Origin of the sequence: Streptomyces sp. SA15 (assembly GCF_002291145.1) — a bacterium.
Lineage (GTDB): Bacteria > Actinomycetota > Actinomycetes > Streptomycetales > Streptomycetaceae > Streptomyces.
The window spans coordinates 21,056-36,167 of record NZ_NTGE01000213.1 but is presented as its reverse complement, the minus strand read 5'-3'; the positions used below and the strand labels follow the sequence as shown (position 1 = coordinate 36,167).

At 69.4% G+C, this 15,112-nt stretch carries 14 protein-coding genes and 1 tRNA gene; 4 read left to right on the top strand and 11 right to left on the bottom strand.

Annotation, left to right across the window (positions count from 1 at the left end; all coding sequences use genetic code 11):
- Positions 1 to 98: 98 nt before the first annotated feature.
- Positions 99 to 1,031 carry an SH3 domain-containing protein gene (locus CLM62_RS45790; RefSeq protein WP_143659280.1) on the top strand — a complete coding sequence of 311 codons (933 nt, stop codon included), beginning with the start codon at positions 99 to 101 and terminating at the stop codon, positions 1,029 to 1,031.
- Between the two features lie 250 nt (positions 1,032 to 1,281).
- Here the strand turns inward: CLM62_RS45790 and CLM62_RS45785 are convergent, their stop codons facing one another.
- From CLM62_RS45785 to CLM62_RS45770, 4 genes are all read right to left on the bottom strand, one after another.
- Positions 1,282 to 2,742, bottom strand: coding sequence for a GH1 family beta-glucosidase (locus CLM62_RS45785; RefSeq protein ID WP_095755833.1), 1,461 nt, complete (start codon positions 2,740 to 2,742; stop codon positions 1,282 to 1,284).
- Positions 2,743 to 2,885: 143 nt separating this feature from the next.
- Positions 2,886 to 3,788 (bottom strand): carbohydrate ABC transporter permease, encoded by a 903-nt coding sequence (locus CLM62_RS45780; protein ID WP_095755832.1) that lies wholly within the window; start codon positions 3,786 to 3,788, stop codon positions 2,886 to 2,888.
- 11 nt (positions 3,789 to 3,799) lie between these two features.
- Positions 3,800 to 4,813, bottom strand: coding sequence for a carbohydrate ABC transporter permease (locus CLM62_RS45775; RefSeq protein ID WP_095755831.1), 1,014 nt, complete (start codon positions 4,811 to 4,813; stop codon positions 3,800 to 3,802).
- 5 nt (positions 4,814 to 4,818) lie between these two features.
- The gene (locus CLM62_RS45770; RefSeq protein ID WP_095755830.1) at positions 4,819 to 6,144 is read right to left on the bottom strand and encodes an ABC transporter substrate-binding protein; all 1,326 of its coding nucleotides are present in this window, start codon (positions 6,142 to 6,144) and stop codon (positions 4,819 to 4,821) included.
- A gap of 377 nt (positions 6,145 to 6,521) precedes the next feature.
- Here CLM62_RS45770 and CLM62_RS45765 point away from each other — a divergent pair, with 377 nt between their 5' ends.
- On the top strand, positions 6,522 to 7,577 hold the full coding sequence (locus tag CLM62_RS45765) for a LacI family DNA-binding transcriptional regulator (protein WP_095755829.1): 1,056 nt from the start codon (positions 6,522 to 6,524) through the stop codon (positions 7,575 to 7,577).
- Between the two features lie 12 nt (positions 7,578 to 7,589).
- On the opposite strand, the gene CLM62_RS45760 is transcribed toward CLM62_RS45765, so the two are convergent.
- The 6 genes from CLM62_RS45760 to CLM62_RS45735 all read right to left on the bottom strand — a co-directional run bounded on the left by CLM62_RS45760 (position 7,590) and on the right by CLM62_RS45735 (position 11,564).
- The gene (locus CLM62_RS45760) at positions 7,590 to 7,871 is read right to left on the bottom strand and encodes a hypothetical protein (protein WP_095755828.1); all 282 of its coding nucleotides are present in this window, start codon (positions 7,869 to 7,871) and stop codon (positions 7,590 to 7,592) included.
- A 124-nt stretch (positions 7,872 to 7,995) separates the two neighbouring features.
- Positions 7,996 to 8,286: a zinc-ribbon domain-containing protein gene (locus CLM62_RS45755; protein WP_095755827.1), complete on the bottom strand. Its 291-nt coding sequence runs from the start codon at positions 8,284 to 8,286 to the stop codon at positions 7,996 to 7,998.
- Between the two features lie 145 nt (positions 8,287 to 8,431).
- Positions 8,432 to 8,504 (bottom strand) — tRNA-His (locus tag CLM62_RS45750).
- A gap of 111 nt (positions 8,505 to 8,615) precedes the next feature.
- On the bottom strand, positions 8,616 to 9,218 hold the full coding sequence (gene orn, locus CLM62_RS45745; RefSeq protein ID WP_095755826.1) for an oligoribonuclease: 603 nt from the start codon (positions 9,216 to 9,218) through the stop codon (positions 8,616 to 8,618).
- 357 nt (positions 9,219 to 9,575) lie between these two features.
- Positions 9,576 to 10,853 (bottom strand): helix-turn-helix domain-containing protein, encoded by a 1,278-nt coding sequence (locus CLM62_RS45740; protein ID WP_095755825.1) that lies wholly within the window; start codon positions 10,851 to 10,853, stop codon positions 9,576 to 9,578.
- A 378-nt stretch (positions 10,854 to 11,231) separates the two neighbouring features.
- A complete protein-coding gene (locus CLM62_RS45735; protein ID WP_095755824.1) occupies positions 11,232 to 11,564 on the bottom strand; it encodes a hypothetical protein in 333 nt (110 codons plus the stop codon).
- A gap of 305 nt (positions 11,565 to 11,869) precedes the next feature.
- On the opposite strand from CLM62_RS45735, the gene CLM62_RS45730 reads away from it, so the two are divergent.
- Together CLM62_RS45730 and CLM62_RS45725 are read left to right on the top strand one after the other, a co-directional pair.
- Entirely contained in the window at positions 11,870 to 12,397 is a 528-nt protein-coding gene (locus tag CLM62_RS45730; RefSeq protein WP_095755823.1) for a universal stress protein, read from the top strand.
- Between the two features lie 150 nt (positions 12,398 to 12,547).
- Complete coding sequence (locus tag CLM62_RS45725; RefSeq protein WP_095755822.1) at positions 12,548 to 13,105, top strand: GPR1/FUN34/YaaH family transporter; 558 nt, start codon at positions 12,548 to 12,550, stop codon at positions 13,103 to 13,105.
- Between the two features lie 173 nt (positions 13,106 to 13,278).
- On the opposite strand, the gene glmS is transcribed toward CLM62_RS45725, so the two are convergent.
- A complete protein-coding gene (gene glmS / locus CLM62_RS45720) occupies positions 13,279 to 15,096 on the bottom strand; it encodes a glutamine--fructose-6-phosphate transaminase (isomerizing) (RefSeq protein ID WP_095755821.1) in 1,818 nt (605 codons plus the stop codon).
- Positions 15,097 to 15,112 lie beyond the last annotated feature (16 nt).

Genomic DNA, 15,112 nt, shown 5'->3' with positions numbered 1-15,112 from the left:
ACACCGACCCGTCCATTTCCTTCACGCCGGCTTTCTCTCCGATCACTTTCACCCTGGACGCCTCAGGAAAGATCACTGTCTCGGCGGGAAAGGCGATCGTGACACCCATCGGGATCTTCTCTGTGGACGCCGGGGTGGAACACCAGTTCTCCGTCAATCCCAAGGGATATCTGACCGCGGTCTTCCGTTACGTCAAACCGAAACTCGGATTGGTCGAAGCCGGTTATCTGATCCGCACCGACCACCGGATCGAGCCGGAACTCGACGGCCAGTCGCTCGCCGCGGCGCAGGGCGGCCTGCTCCGGGTCGACGCCACCGAGGCCGAGCCCGGCGAGGTCACCCGACTGAAGATCTCCGACGTCCCGCAAGACACGCCGGTCCCCACGGCCTCGGCGTCGACCTGCCCCGGCTCCGGCAGCACCGAGGTCGAGTTGCCCGAGGTGTCGGCCGGCGACTCCGTCGAGGACACCGTCGCCGAGCTGGCCGCGGCCTGCCTGAACGTCCAGTACGCCTCGGAGGCCGCGGACGCCGACGAGGGCACGGTCTCCCGCGTGGTCGTCCCCACGACCGTGCCCGGCGGCGAGGTCCAGCTGCCGCCGGCCGACGACGGGGCCCCCGGCCCGGGCGACAAGGTCACCACCGACGAACGCAGAGTGGCCACGGTGTTCGTCGTGGCACCACCCGAGGAGCCCTCCCCGACACCGACGGACACCTCGGCCTCGCCCACCGCCACTGCGACGGACACGGCCACCCCCACGGACACCACCCCGCCCGCGGGCACCACGACCGTCCTCGGCACTGCGAGCGCCCCCGTCCGCGCCGAACCGAGCACCGCCGGCCCCCAGGTCAGCAGCATCGCCGAGGGTTTCACCTACGACGCGCTGTGTTGGCAGCACGGCGAGGAGGTCACCGCACACGGCAGGACCAGCGACGTGTGGATCCAACTGCGGCGCGACAACGGCGAGACGGGCTGGGTGACCGCGACGGCGATCGACGGCGACCCGGAGACGGTCGTGCCCGCTCTGTGCTGAGCCTGTCATCACGCCGAAGGCCCCGGCCTGCCCACCCTTCGCACCTCCACCCCCGACGACGAGGACGGCCGCGGCATACACCTCATCTCCACCGGCGCCGACGCCTGGGGCATCTGCACGCACGGCCCGCGCCGAGGCAAAGCCACCTGGTTCGAGCTCGGACCCGGAAGCTGAACAACAGCGGGGCGCGGCACACCCCCTCGATGTGCCGCGCCCCATCCCCCGGTTCCCCCCGGGTGTGTGACCCCGCCTAGTCGGCCGCGGTCACCGGTGGAAGGTCCATCGTCAGCGGCGGGAGCGTTCCCGTTCGGGCCGCCCGGCCGTACCAGAGCGCGCTCGACTTGGGGGTGCGTTCCAGCGTCGCGTAGTCGACGTAGACCGCGCCGAAGCGCTTGCCGTAGCCGTACGCCCATTCGAAGTTGTCCATCAGGGACCACAGGTAGTAGCCGCGGACGTCCGCGCCGTCCGCGATGGCGCGGCGGACCGCCCTGAGGTGGCCGTGCAGGTAGGCGATGCGCTCCGGGTCGTGGACGCGGCCGTCGGGGTCGGGCTTGTCGTCGTACGCCGCGCCGTTCTCCGTGACGTACAGCGGAAGACCCGGGGCCTCGCGCGTGTAGCGCATGATCAGATCGTGCAGGCCCGTCGGGTCGATCGTCCAGCCCATCTCCGTACGCTCACCGGGGGTCTGGTGGAAGGCGACGTCGTCCGCGCCCGGCCAGGGGGAGTACGAGCTGGCGCCGTGGCCGTCGGCGCGCGGGCCCTCGACCTGCGTGTCCACCGCCGACACCAGCGCCGGGGTGTAGTAGTTCAAGCCCAGTGCGTCCAGCGGCTGGTTGATCGCCACCAGGTCGCCGTCGAGGACGTACGACCAGTCCGTGACCGATGCCGTCGCCGCGAGGAGCGTCTCCGGGTACGCGCCGTGCAGCATCGGGCCGTGGAAGACGCCGTTGGCCAGGTCGTCGATCTTCTGGACCGCCGCCAGGTCGGCCGGGTCCTGCGAAAGAGGGCGGACCACCGAGGAGTTGAGGCTCACCGCGATCGAGTTGCGGGCCGGCATCGCGGCCCGCAGGGCCGACGCGCCCAGTCCGTGCGCCAAGTTGAGGTGGTGCGCGGCCTTCAGCGAAGCCGCCGCGTCCGTACGGCCGGGCGCGTGCACCCCGGAGCCGTAACCCAGGAAGGCGCTGCACCACGGCTCGTTGAGCGTGATCCACTGCTCCACCCGGTCGCCGAGTGCCTCGCCGACGATCTGCGCGTACTCCGCGAAGCGGTACGCCGTGTCGCGCTCCGGCCAGCCGCCCGCGTCCTCCAACTCCTGGGGGAGGTCCCAGTGATACAGGGTGACGGCCGGTTTGATCCCCACGGACAGCAGCTCGTCCACCAGCCGCCGGTAGAAGTCCAGGCCCTTCTGGACGGCCGGGCCCCGGCCCGTCGGCTGCACCCGCGACCACGAGATGGAGAAGCGGTAGGCCGTCAGGCCCAGCTCCGCCATCAGCGCCACGTCGTCGCGGTAGCGGTGGTAGTGGTCGACAGCGATGTCACCGGTCTCGCCGCCGGCCGTCTTGCCCGGCGTATGGCTGAAGGTGTCCCAGATCGAGGGCGTACGGCCGTCCTCCCGCACCGCCCCCTCGATCTGGTACGCGGAGGTCGCGGCGCCCCAGAGGAAGGCGGGAGGAAAGGTCGCCGGGGTCGCCGGCGTTTCGGACTCAGGCATGGAATCGCTCCCATAGCAGGTCGTGGAGACCGTCGGGTGGATGGGGGGAAGGGAGGGAGAGAAGGGGCCGAGGCGGCGGTGACCCGGCCCCCGAAGAGCATCAGAGCGAGCATCAGAGCGAGCATCGGAGCGAGCGCGGGGCGTCAGCCCTTGACGGCCCCCTGCATGATGCCGCCCACGATCTGCTTGCCGAAGATGGCGAAGACGAGCAGCAGCGGCAGTGTGCCCAGCAGCGCGCCCGCCATGATCAGCGACTGGTCGGGCGTGAAGCCCCGGCCGAGGCCCGCGACCGCGACCTGGACGGTCGGGCTGCCGGTCTGGGTCAGGACCAGGAACGGCCACAGGAAGTCGTTCCACGTCTGGACGAACATCAGCATGCCCAGGACGGCCATCGCGGGCCGCGCGGCCGGGAAGACCACGTGCCACACCACCCGCCAGCTGCTCGCGCCGTCCACCCGGGCCGCCTCGATGATCTCGTCCGGCAGCGCCTGGATCAGGTACTGCCGCATGAAGAACACCCCGAACGCGCTCACCAGCGACGGGAAGATGACGGCCTTCAGCTGGTCGGTCCAGCCGAGCTCGGCGACCATCATGTACAGCGGGATCACGCTGAGCTGGGGCGGCACCATCATGGTGCCGATCACGATCAGCATCATCGCGCCGCGGCCCTTGAAGCGGAGCTTGGCGAAGGCGAACCCGGCGATCGTCGACAGGAACACGATGGTCAGCGCCGACACCCCCGCCACGAACGTGGTGTTGATGAACGCCTCGCCCAGGTTGGCGTCCTTCCACGCGATCTCGAGGTTGTCGAAGAGGTTGGAGCCGAACCAGAACGGCGGCGGCGACTGCGCCAGACGCTGGGTGTCGCGGGATGCGGCGATCGCCGTCCACACCAGCGGGAACAGCGAGCCGACGGTGAACAGGGCGAGGATGATGTACGCGATCGGACCGGCATGCATCTGCCCGCCCGCGCGGGCCGACTTGGGGCGCCGTACACGCTTCGGCTTGGGTTCGGGCGTGTCCACCGGGGTCAGTGTCGTCGTCACGGCCGGGTCTCCTAACTACTGGCGCGCAGCCGGCGCGAGATGACGTAGTTGACGATCCCGATCACGATGAGGATCAGGAACATCGTCCAGGCGATCGCCGAGGCGCGGCCCAGGTGCTGGTTGACCCAGCCCTGCTCGTACAGGTACAGGCCGAGCGTCTGGAACTGGTGTTGGGAGCCGCCCGAGGTGCCCTTGTTCGCGTCGAACAGCAGGGGTTCGCCGAAGAGCTGGGAGGCACCGATGGTCGACACGACACAGGTGAACAGGATCGTCGGGCGCAGCGACGGCAGGGTGACATGGAAGAACTGCTGCCAGCGGTTGGCCCCGTCCAGGGCCGCCGACTCGTACAGGTCCTGCGGGATCGCCTGCATCGCGGCCAGGTAGATCAGCGCGTTGTAGCCCGTCCAGCGCCAGATCACGATCGACGAGACGGCGATCTGGGAGGCCCACTTGTCGTTCTGCCAGTCGATGTTGTCGATGCCGACGGCACCCAGCGCCCAGTTGATCATGCCGTAATCGCGGCCGAAGAGCAGCACGAACACCAGGGAGGCGGCGGCGATCGACGTCGCGTACGGCGCGAGCATCATGACCCGGTAGAAGGTCGAGGCGCGCAGCTTGTAGTTGAGGATGTGGGCGATGCCCATGGCCATCAGCAGCTGCGGGACCGTGGAGATGATGCCGATGGTCAGGGTGTTCTTCGCCGCGTTCCAGAAGAAGTCGTCGTCGAAGATCCGGGTGTAGTTGCGCAGGCCCGCCCACTCCATGTCGGTGGGCGCGGTCATCTCCACCGTGTGCAGCGAGGCCCAGCCGGTGTAGATCAGCGGGAACAGGCCGAACGCGAGAAACAGCAGGAAGAACGGCGAGACGAACGCGTACGGGCTCCAGCGCATGTCCCGCTGCCAGCGGCGGGAGAGCCGGGCCCGGCGGCGCTTGTCGGCCTCGGTGGGCACGGCGACGCTCGGGCGGCCCGGGGCCGCGCCCCCCTCCTTGGCGGGGGGCGCGGCGGTGTCGTGCCGGGTGGCCATACCGGTCACTTCTCCAGGTTGTTGTCGATGGTCTTGGTGGCCGTGTTCCAGGCCTCTTCCGCCGACTTGCCCTGGGTGACCAGGATCACGCCGTTGTCGGTCAGACCCTGCTGGATGATCTGGTCCTTCGGGCCGATCACCTGGGCCGGAATCTGCTGGGCGGCCGCGGCGAAGATCGTGCCGATCGGGGCGTCACCGGTCATGGTGTTCTTCGCGCCGGTGACCTGCGGCAGGTCGTAGGCGGCCGGGGCGCTCGGGAAGCTGCCCTGCTTGGCGAACAGCTTGGCCTGCTGCTCGGGCGCGGTCAGCCACGCGGCCAGCTTCGCCGCCTCCTCGGTGTTCTTGCCGGACTTCGGCACCGCGAGGAAGGTGCCGCCCCAGTTGCCGGGCTTGGGCGACGTGGCCACGTCCCACTTGCCGGCCGCCTCGGGCTTCGACTTGCCCTTGATGTAGCCGAGCATCCACGGCGGGCAGGACATCGCGGCGAACTTGCTGTTGGCGATCGTCGTGTCCCAGGCGGGCTGGAACTGCGTCTGATTGCCGATCAGCCCGTCCTCGGCGGCCTGCGCGGTCAGGTCGAAGGCGGCCTTGATGGCCGGGTTCGTCTTGTAGATGACCTCGCCGGAGGCGTCGTAGAACTTCTCGCTCTCACCGCTGACGATGGCGTTCAGCAGACCACCGGGGGAGTCCAGGAAGGTGGTGCCCTTGGGTGCCTTCGCCTGGTAGTCCTTGCCCACCTCGACGAACTTCTCCCAGCTGCCCGCCCACAGCTTGCCGACCTCCTCACGGTCGGACGGCAGACCGGCCTGCTCGAACAGGTCCTTGCGATAGCAGATGGCCATCGGGCCGACGTCGGTACCGACGCCGATGGTCTGGCCGTCCTTGGTGGTGGCCTGCTTCCACTTCCAGTCGAGCCAGTTGCTCGACTTGACGCCCTCGACCTTGGACAGGTCCATCAGCTTGGCGGCCTGGGTGTTCACGACCTCGGCGATGTTGCCGACCTCGACGGCCTGGATGTCCTGGAGGCCGCTGTTGGTGGTGAGGTGGTTGACGAGAGCCGGGTAGTAGTTCTCGTTCCGCTCCACGACGTTCTCGGCGATCTTGATGTCCGGGTTGAGCTTCTCGTACTCGGTGTAGAGTCCGGCTTCCTTGAAGCCCTGCGTACCGAAGAGTCCCAGCGTGATCGTGGTCTTGCCGCCGCCGCCACCCGACGACGAGTCGGAGTCGTCGTCTCCGCCGTCGTCGGCACAGCCGGCCAGCAGCCCGGCGCCCAGCGACGCGACGGCCGCGAGGACCATCGCCTTGCGGGCGGTTCGGTTGCGTGCTCGCATTGCGTCCTCCTGTTGCCCTGACGTGCCGACCCCCCGGCCAACTGCGTTGTTGGGCCCGTTAGTTCTTGCTGCGGCTCGGGCGGGGAACGTGCGGGTTGTGTATGTGTCAGGTACCGTGGGAGCGCTCCCACTTGTGATGTGTTGAAGGTTCGTCGGTCCGAGCGGGGGTGTCAAGGGACTAGGGGCGCAGAGATGCGTTCAGTTATCGGGCTGTTAACTGGAACCAGGGGGTAACGATCCAGCCAGCCGCAGGGGCCTCTTGCGGCCCTCCTGCGGAAACAGTCCCCGGCAGGCCGGAGCCCACCAGGGCCCCGGTCGCCTCCGACAGGACTGTTAGATTCCAGGCCAACGTACGGGTCGACGAGAGGGCGGAGCCCATGGTGAGCCACGGAGCGCGGGGCCGGAGCGGTGGCCGGCCCACACTCGAAGAGGTGGCGGCACGGGCGGGCGTCGGGCGCGGCACCGTCTCCCGGGTGATCAACGGCTCGCCCCGGGTCAGCGACGCGACCCGCGCGGCGGTGGAGGCGGCGGTCGCCGAGCTCGGCTACGTCCCCAACACGGCCGCACGCGCCCTGGCCGCCAACCGCACGGACGCGATCGCCCTCGTCGTCCCCGAGCCGGAGACCCGCTTCTTCGCCGAGCCGTACTTCTCGGACATGCTCAAGGGCGTCGGCGCGGAGATCTCCGAGACCGAGATGCAGTTGCTGCTGATCTTCGCGGGCAGTGACCGCGAACGGCAGAGGCTGGCCCAGTACTTGGCCGCGCACCGGGTGGACGGCGTCCTGCTGGTGTCCGTCCACGCCGACGACCCCCTCCCCGACCTCCTCGCCCAGCTGGAGATCCCGGCCGTGATCAGCGGCCCGAGGTCGGCCGCGGAAACGCTCCCCTCGGTGGACTCCGACAACTACGGCGGCGGCCGCTCGGCGGTCGAGCACCTGCTGGCCCGAGGCTGCCGGGCGGTCGCCCACATCACCGGCCGCCTCGACGTCTACGGCGCCCAGCGGCGCGTCGACGGCTACCGCGACGCCCTGCTCGACGCGGGGCACGCGGTGGACGAGCAGCTGATCGAGCCCGGCGACTTCACCGAGGAGGGCGGCCGTCGCGCGATGACGACCCTGCTGGCCCGCCGACCCGACCTGGACGCGGTCTTCGCGGGCTCGGACGTGATGGCGGCCGGCGCCCGCCAGGTCCTGCGCGAGGCGGGCCGCCGTATCCCCGACGACGTGGCGCTGGTCGGCTACGACGACTCCGCCATCGCCCGCCACATGGATCCGCCGCTCACCAGCGTCCGCCAGCCCATCGAGGAGATGGGCCGCAGAATGATCGACCTGCTGCTGTCGGAGATCGCGGACCGCCGTCCGACGGTGTCCCGGGAGCTGGAGCGGCGGCAGGTGGTGCTGGCGACGAAGCTGGTGCCGCGGACGTCGTCCTGACCCCGGCCGGCGTCAGTGCCGGTGCCGGCCTCTGCGGTGCCGCGGCCCCGGCCGCTCGGTGCGGTGGGTGACCAGCCAGGCGACGCCCAGCAGCACGACGCCCGTCAGCCAGAAGAAGATCACCAGCCAGGCACCGAGGGTGGAACCCGGATCGTTGACGTCCCGGCACAGCTCCCCGACACACCTCTCGCTCGCCTCGTCGAGGGCGATCACGAGCCACAGCAGCATCGCCAGATTGAACGCGAGGATCACCCACGTCAGCAGCCGCCACCGGGGAATCCGCCGGGACCGCATGACGAGCCTCCCAACCTCACGAACGGCTCATAAGGTGACAATACGCCGTTACATATAGGTCGGGGGGAGACGCCGCTCAGGAGCTCAGGAGCTCAGGAGCTCAGGAGCTCAGGAGCTCAGGAGCTCAGGACTGGTACGGCTGCTGCTGCGGCTGCCCGTACTGCTGACCGCCCTGGCCGCGCGCGGCCTGCGCCTGCAACTGCTCCGCCTGTTCCTTGGTCACCTTGTGCTCCGCGCCGCAGAAGGTGCACTGCGTCGCGTACTTCGTCGAGATCGGGAACAGAGGGATGAAGAACAGCGTGAACTTCGTGACACGCTTCCTGAGCGTGTGCGCGGCGGGGTTACCGCACTGGCCGCACACCAGCGTCAGTATCGCGAGTTGGTACAGGTATCCCTTGGTGCCGAAGATGATCACGTCTCGGTCCTTCCGGATCGGCTTGGCTGGGGCCGGCCCCAGGAGGGATCGGCCAGGTGGCCGATGGTACTGAGGCTCTTGATTCGCCTTCTGACACGACTTCGGCCGGTGACCTTGTCGCCAAGGTCACCGGCCGAAGAACCAGGGTGAGTGACGGGACTTGAACCCGCGGCATCCTGGACCACAACCAGGTGCTCTACCAGCTGAGCTACACCCACCACGACCGGTGCTGGGTTGTCCCCGACCGGCCGAGAAAAAGTGTACAGGGTCCGAAGGGGTGCTCGCGCCAGGCTTTTGCGGCGCTCCCTTCGCCCGCCCCCTGACCTGGCCTACTGCACCGGCAGGACGTACTTCGCGGCGATCGTCTTCGCGGTGTCGGAGTCGGGGCCCGGCTGCGGTACGAAGATCGCCTCGCGGTAGTAGCGGAGTTCCGCGATGGACTCGCGGATGTCGGCGAGGGCGCGGTGGTTGCCGTTCTTCTCGGGGCTGTTGAAGTACGCCCGCGGGTACCAGCGCCGGGCGAGCTCCTTGATGCTCGACACGTCGACGATCCGGTAGTGCAGGTAGTCCTCGAGGGTCGGCATGTCGCGGAGGAGGAAACCGCGGTCCGTGCCGACCGAGTTGCCGCACAGCGGGGCCCTGCCGGGTTCCTTCACGTGCTCCCGTACGTACGCCAGGACCTGCTCCTCGGCGTCGGCGAGCGTCGTGCCGCCGGGCAGCGCCGCGAGCAGTCCGGACGCGGTGTGCATCTGACGCACCACTTCCGGCATCGTCTCCAGCGCCCGGTCCGGCGGGCGGATGACGATGTCGATACCGTCGCCGAGGATGTTCAGCTCGGAGTCGGTGACGAGGGCGGCCACCTCGATGAGCGCGTCGTCGGACAGCGAGAGGCCGGTCATCTCGCAGTCGATCCACACCATGCGATCGTTCATGCGACCACCCTACGGCTGACGTCCGTTTTTGGGGTCCCCGGCGTTGACGCCAGGGGGCTCCGCCCCCCTGGACCCCGGCCTGTGCCCACCCACCACCCGACTCGGTTGGCAGAGAGGTGCACCACAACTCAGCCCGTCCGGCGTTTGAGGACGAGGCCGTTCAGGCCGATGGGGTCCGGGGCGGAGCCCCGCGAGGGGTGCAGGGGACGCAGTCCCCGCCGGGGTCCGGGGCGGAGCCCCTGGCGGGGTCGAAGGGGCGGAGCCCCTGGTGATGGGACGGGTAGGGGCGGCGGGGGCGAGCTGCATCATCAGCGGCTTCGCCGCGGGCCCCGCGCTCGCCCCCACCCGTCCCAGCCGTCACATCCCGCTGCGCTGCCCCGGCAGACTCGCCCGGCTCCCCGCATACGCCTCGCGGCCGTTCTCCGAAGACGAAGACGAAGACGACGACAGCGACGCCGACGTCCCCACCGGGCTCGGCGGTGCCGTGCGGCGGGTCTGGAGCGGGACCGGGCCGCCCTCGGGGTGCAGGGGCGCCGGTGCGCTCGCCTGGCCCTGATGCGCTGTCGGCCCGACCGGACTCGCCGTACCGTCACCGTCCGTCGGCGGCCGCTCACCCTGCGGCCTGCGCGCGCGGTACGCGGCCCGGTACGCCGCCGGCGACGACCCCAGCTGCCGGCGGAAATGCCCACGCAGCGCCACCGGCGAACGGAAGCCGCAACGGCCCGCGACCTCGTCCACCGAGTAGTCCGACGTCTCCAGCAGCCGCTGCGCCTGCAGCACCCGCTGCGTGATCAGCCACTGCAACGGCGCGCTGCCCGTCAGGGACCGGAACCGGCGGTCGAACGTACGGCGGCTCATGTACGCCCGCGCCGCCAGCGTCTCCACGTCGAACTGCTCGTGAAGGTGCTCCAGCGCCCAGGCGACGACCTCGGCGAGCGGGTCGGCGCCGATCTCCTCCGGTAAAGACCGATCGAGGTAGCGCTCCTGGCCGCCCGACCGGCGCGGGGGGACCACCAGGCGTCGGGCCAGCGCGCCCGCCGCCTCGTTGCCGTGGTCCGTCCGCACGATGTGCAGACAGAGGTCGATCCCTGCCGCCGTACCCGCCGACGTCAGCACATCGCCGTCGTCGACGAACAGCTCCCTCGGATCGACGTGCACCGACGGATAGCGCTTGGCCAGCGTCGGCGCGTACATCCAGTGCGTTGTCGCGGGGCGGCCGTCCAGCAGGCCCGCCGCCGCGAGGACGAAGGCGCCGGTGCACAGCCCGACGATGCGGGCGCCTTCCTCGTGCGCCCGGCGCAGTGCGTCGAGCGCCTCCTCCGGTGGCGGAGAAGTGATCGAACGCCAGGCCGGTACGACGACCGTGCCCGCTCGCGAGATCGCTTCCAGGCCATTCGGTGCGGTGAGTTCCAGGCCCCCCGTGGTCCGCAGCGGGCCTTCCTCGCCGGCGCACACCAGCAAGCGGTAGCGCGGCACGCCGGCGTCCTGGCGGTCGATCCCGAACACCGAAAGTGGTATGGAACTCTCGAAGATGGGGCCGCCGCTGAACAGCAGCACCGCGACGATCTCCTTGCGGCGTCGCCCGGAAAGTTTCCGGGCCGCGGCTTCCGGCGCGGCAGTGGAGTCGTGGCTCATACTGCTAAGCCCCCCTCGGTGGTCGCGGCTCCTCGGTTGTGTCGCTCCTGCACGTTTCCCCTCGGTCCTGCACGAGTCCCCCGCCGTAAGACAGTCAAGATCGAATCTACTGCGTCCCGTGGTGCCGGGAAGACCAGTTCGTCATCCGGCACATTGTCGACTTGGCAACTTGGCGTGAAGCATTCGATCACGAAGCGTTGCACTCGTGGGCCGTGCAGGGAAGTGCGCCTTGTCGCAGTGGCCAATCCACGTAGGGTGCGCAGACCCCCGGCGGCCCTTTCCGTGCAGGTGGAACGCGGGTTGGGGGGTGGTTCGGGCCGGGGACACGCCGGTGCCGGAAGTTGGCTGAAAAGAGTCGGACGCAGGCGAGAAAACCGGTCAACCGACCGGTGTATTTCCCCCGGTGTGACGTCCGCCTCGGTGAGCCCCCGTTCCGGTCCTGTGATGGCGACCGCGATGCGGGGGGCGCTCCTCGGCGAGCAGGCGGGCCGCGCCGCGCTCGGACTGGCGCAGGAGGATACGGCAGACGGCGGTGACGGCGGCGAGACCGAGGGCCGTGCCGGCGGCGCCGGCGAGGGAGGTGCCGAACCAGAGGAGTACCACGGGGACGAGCGCGCAGCTGAAGGTCGCCCAGCGGACCACGTCCGTGGCGGAGTTCTGGGCGGGTGAGGTCGCGAGGGGGGTCTCGGAACGGCGTCTGGGACCGGGCATGCGTGCTCCCTGGGGCGTGGCTCCTGAGTTCAACGCGTGCTCGATCCATCGGTCACTGTGTGTCCGGTGTGACCCGGCCGTAAGTGAATGCTGTGCAAACCGCCTGTACAGCGCAGCAACCATTGCGTTACGGGCGCCCCCTCGTGCATGCTCCCTGGAATCCCCACGCACCGTGGGCGGGATCTGGGCTAAGGAGGCGTGCCGCCGTACCCTTGGGGGTATGGGGTTGGGAAGATGATTCCCGGACACAGCTCAGCCGCACACTGTCGTCCCACCCGATCAAGGATCACAACGCCGAGACAGCCATGGCCGGTCACGAATTCTTCGAACCCGCGGACCGCAAGCGGCCGGTCGCCGACCCGACGGCGGCCGATCCCCTGGCGGCGGAAGAGCCACGCCAATCCTGCGACCCCGCCTTCAAGCACGGCGTCGTCGTGGGCTTCGACGGCTCCACATCCAGTGAGCGCGCCCTCGCGTACGCCATCGGCATGGCCCATCGCTCCGGGTCGGGCCTGATCATCGTCCATGTCGCCAACCGGCTGCCCACCACCGTGTGGGCGGGCTGTGAGCCGCCGGTCTTCGTCGACGTCCCCGATCACCGCACCGAGGTGCTCGGCCTCGAGCTGGCCTGTGCGGACTACCTCGCCGAGGTGCCCTGGATCCTCGTCGAGCGTGGCGGGGACATCTGCCACGAGCTCGAAGAGGTGGGCCGGGAGTACGAGGCGGACGCGATCGTCGTCGGCTCCACGCACGGCATCGTGGGCAGGATCTTCGGCTCCGTCGCGGGGCGGCTCGCCAAGCGGGCGAAGCGGCCCGTCGTTGTCATTCCGTAACTCGCCGTTCTCCCTGGTGAGATGCGTGCTGGGTACGGCCAACTCCCTTTGTGCGCCGCATAAATCTACTCGTGCGTAGAGGTGTTTGTGCCCTTGTGAAGGGCATATACCGGTCACCGCACAACTGCACATGCATGAAGGGAGCCCGCCGTGGACAATGACGTCTCCGCGGGAAGCACCACTACGATCGTCGGCCGACTCGCTCTCGGCATCACCCTGTTGGCCTTCGGCCTCGGACACACCGACGTGATCGACGGCGTGACGGCGGCGGATGCCGTTTCGGTCGCGCAGTACGTGGGCGGAGTCGCCCTCTTCGTCGCCGGACTATTGGCGTTCCGCGAGCGTGACGCCGCTACCGGTACGGCCTTCTCAGCTCTCGGCGCCCTCTGGTTCACCTGGGCCGTCTCTGAGCAGGTCTCCGACAATGCAGCCGGGTTGTTCCTGCTGCTGTTCGCCCTTGTGGCGCTGTCTCTCACCCTCGCGGGTGGCGACCAACTCGGCCAGGCCGCCTACGGTCTGTTCTTCGTGTCCCTGCTGCTCATGGCGATCGCCAACTTCGCCGACAACGACGGTCTCACCCAGGTCGGCGGCTGGTTCGCCGTCGCCGCGGGTGCGGTGGCCTGGTACGCGGCGACCGCGGCCCTCGCTCACTGGCCCACCGCCCTTCCGCGACGCGCTGCCGGCCGGAGGGTGACGGCTACCGGTTAGCTGCGCAGGCCGGGGGTTGGGCGGCCCCCGGTGATGAGAACGGACCCCCCGTGTTCGGTGGCCACACGTGGGGGTCCGTCCCCTTTTTGCGCCTAAACCGGCGCCGCTCTCGCGGACGTGGTTGCTCGCCGTGGGGGTTCCTCAATTATCGCTTCCGCCGCCGGGTGGATTTTCTACTCCACCGTCACCGACTTGGCGAGGTTCCTCGGCTTGTCGATGTCCCTGCCCAGGGACAATGCCGTGTGGTACGCGAGGAGTTGGAGGGGGATGCCCATGAGGATCGGGTCCAGTTCGTCCTCGTTCTTCGGGACCACGATCGTCTGGTCGGCCTTCTCCTGGTCCTGGTGGGCCACCGCGAGGATCTTGCCGCTGCGAGCCTTGATCTCCTCCAGGGCGGCGCGGTTCTTCTCCAGGAGGTCGTCGTCGGGGACGATCGCGACCGTGGGGAGGGCGGGCTCGATGAGGGCCAGGGGGCCGTGCTTGAGCTCGGAGGCCGGGTAGGCCTCGGCGTGGATGTACGAGACCTCCTTGAGCTTCAGGGAGGCCTCGCGGGCCACCGGGTAGCCCCGGACGCGGCCGATGAAGAGCATCGAGCGGGCCTCGGCGTACTCCTGGGCCAGCTTCTTGATCTCCTCCTCCTGCTCCAGCATCTCGGAGATCTGGCCGGGCAGCTTCCGCAGGCCCTCGATGATCCGCTTGCCGTCGCGGACGGAGAGGTCGCGGGTGCGGCCGAGGTGGAGGGCCAGGAGCGCGAAGGCGACCGTCGTGTTCGTAAAGCACTTCGTCGAGACGACGCAGACCTCCGGGCCCGCGTGGACGTAGATGCCGCCGTCGGCCTCGCGGGCGATCGCCGAGCCGACGACGTTCACGACGCCCAGGACCCGCGCGCCCTTGCGCTTCAGCTCCTGGACGGCCGCGAGTACGTCGTACGTCTCACCGGACTGCGACACGGCGACGTAGAGGGTGTCGGGGTCGACGACCGCGTTGCGGTAGCGGAATTCGGAAGCGGGCTCCGCGTCTGCCGGGATGCGGGCCAGCTCCTCGATCATCTGGGCGCCGATCATGCCCGCGTGGTACGAGGTGCCGCAGCCGAGGATCTTCACGCGGCGGATCCGGCGTGCCTCGCGGGCGTCCAGGTTGAGGCCGCCGAGGTGCACAGTGGAGAAGCGGTCGTCGATGCGGCCGCGCAGCACGCGGTCCACGGCGTCGGCCTGCTCGTGGATCTCCTTGTGCATGTAGGTGTCGTGGCCGCCCATGTCGTAGGACGCGGCCTCCCACTCCACGGTGGTGGGCTCGGCCGTGGTGCGGGTGCCCTCCGTGGTGTAGGTGCGGAAGTCGTCGGCCTTGAGGGTGGCCATCTCGCCGTCGTCCAGCGTGACTATCTGGCGGGTGTGGGTGACCAGGGCGGCGATGTCCGAGGCGACGAACATCTCCTTCTCGCCGATGCCGAGGACGACCGGCGAGCCGTTGCGGGCGACGACGATCCGGTCGGGGAAGTCGGCGTGCAGGACGGCGATGCCGTACGTGCCCTCGATGACCCGCAGGGTCTCGCGGACCTTGTCCTCCAGCTTGACGGCCTGGGAGCGGGCGATGAGGTGGGTGAGGACCTCGGTGTCCGTCTCGGAGAGGAACTCGACGCCGTCCGCCTCCAGCTTGCGGCGCAGGTCGGAGGCGTTGTCGATGATGCCGTTGTGGACGACGGCGACCTTGCCCTCGGCGTCGAGGTGCGGGTGCGCGTTCACGTCGGAGGGGGCGCCGTGGGTCGCCCAGCGGGTGTGGGCGATGCCGGTCGTGCCCTTGAAGCGCGCCGGGACCTTCGCCTCCAGGTCACGGACGCGGCCCTTGGCCTTGACCGTCTTCAGGCCGGACGCCTTCGGTGACGTGACGGCGATGCCCGCCGAGTCGTAGCCCCGGTACTCCAGCCGCTGGAGGCCCTCCAGCAGCAGGGGCGCCACGTCGCGCCTCCCGATGTAACCGACGATTCCGCACATATATAGGTATTCCTCA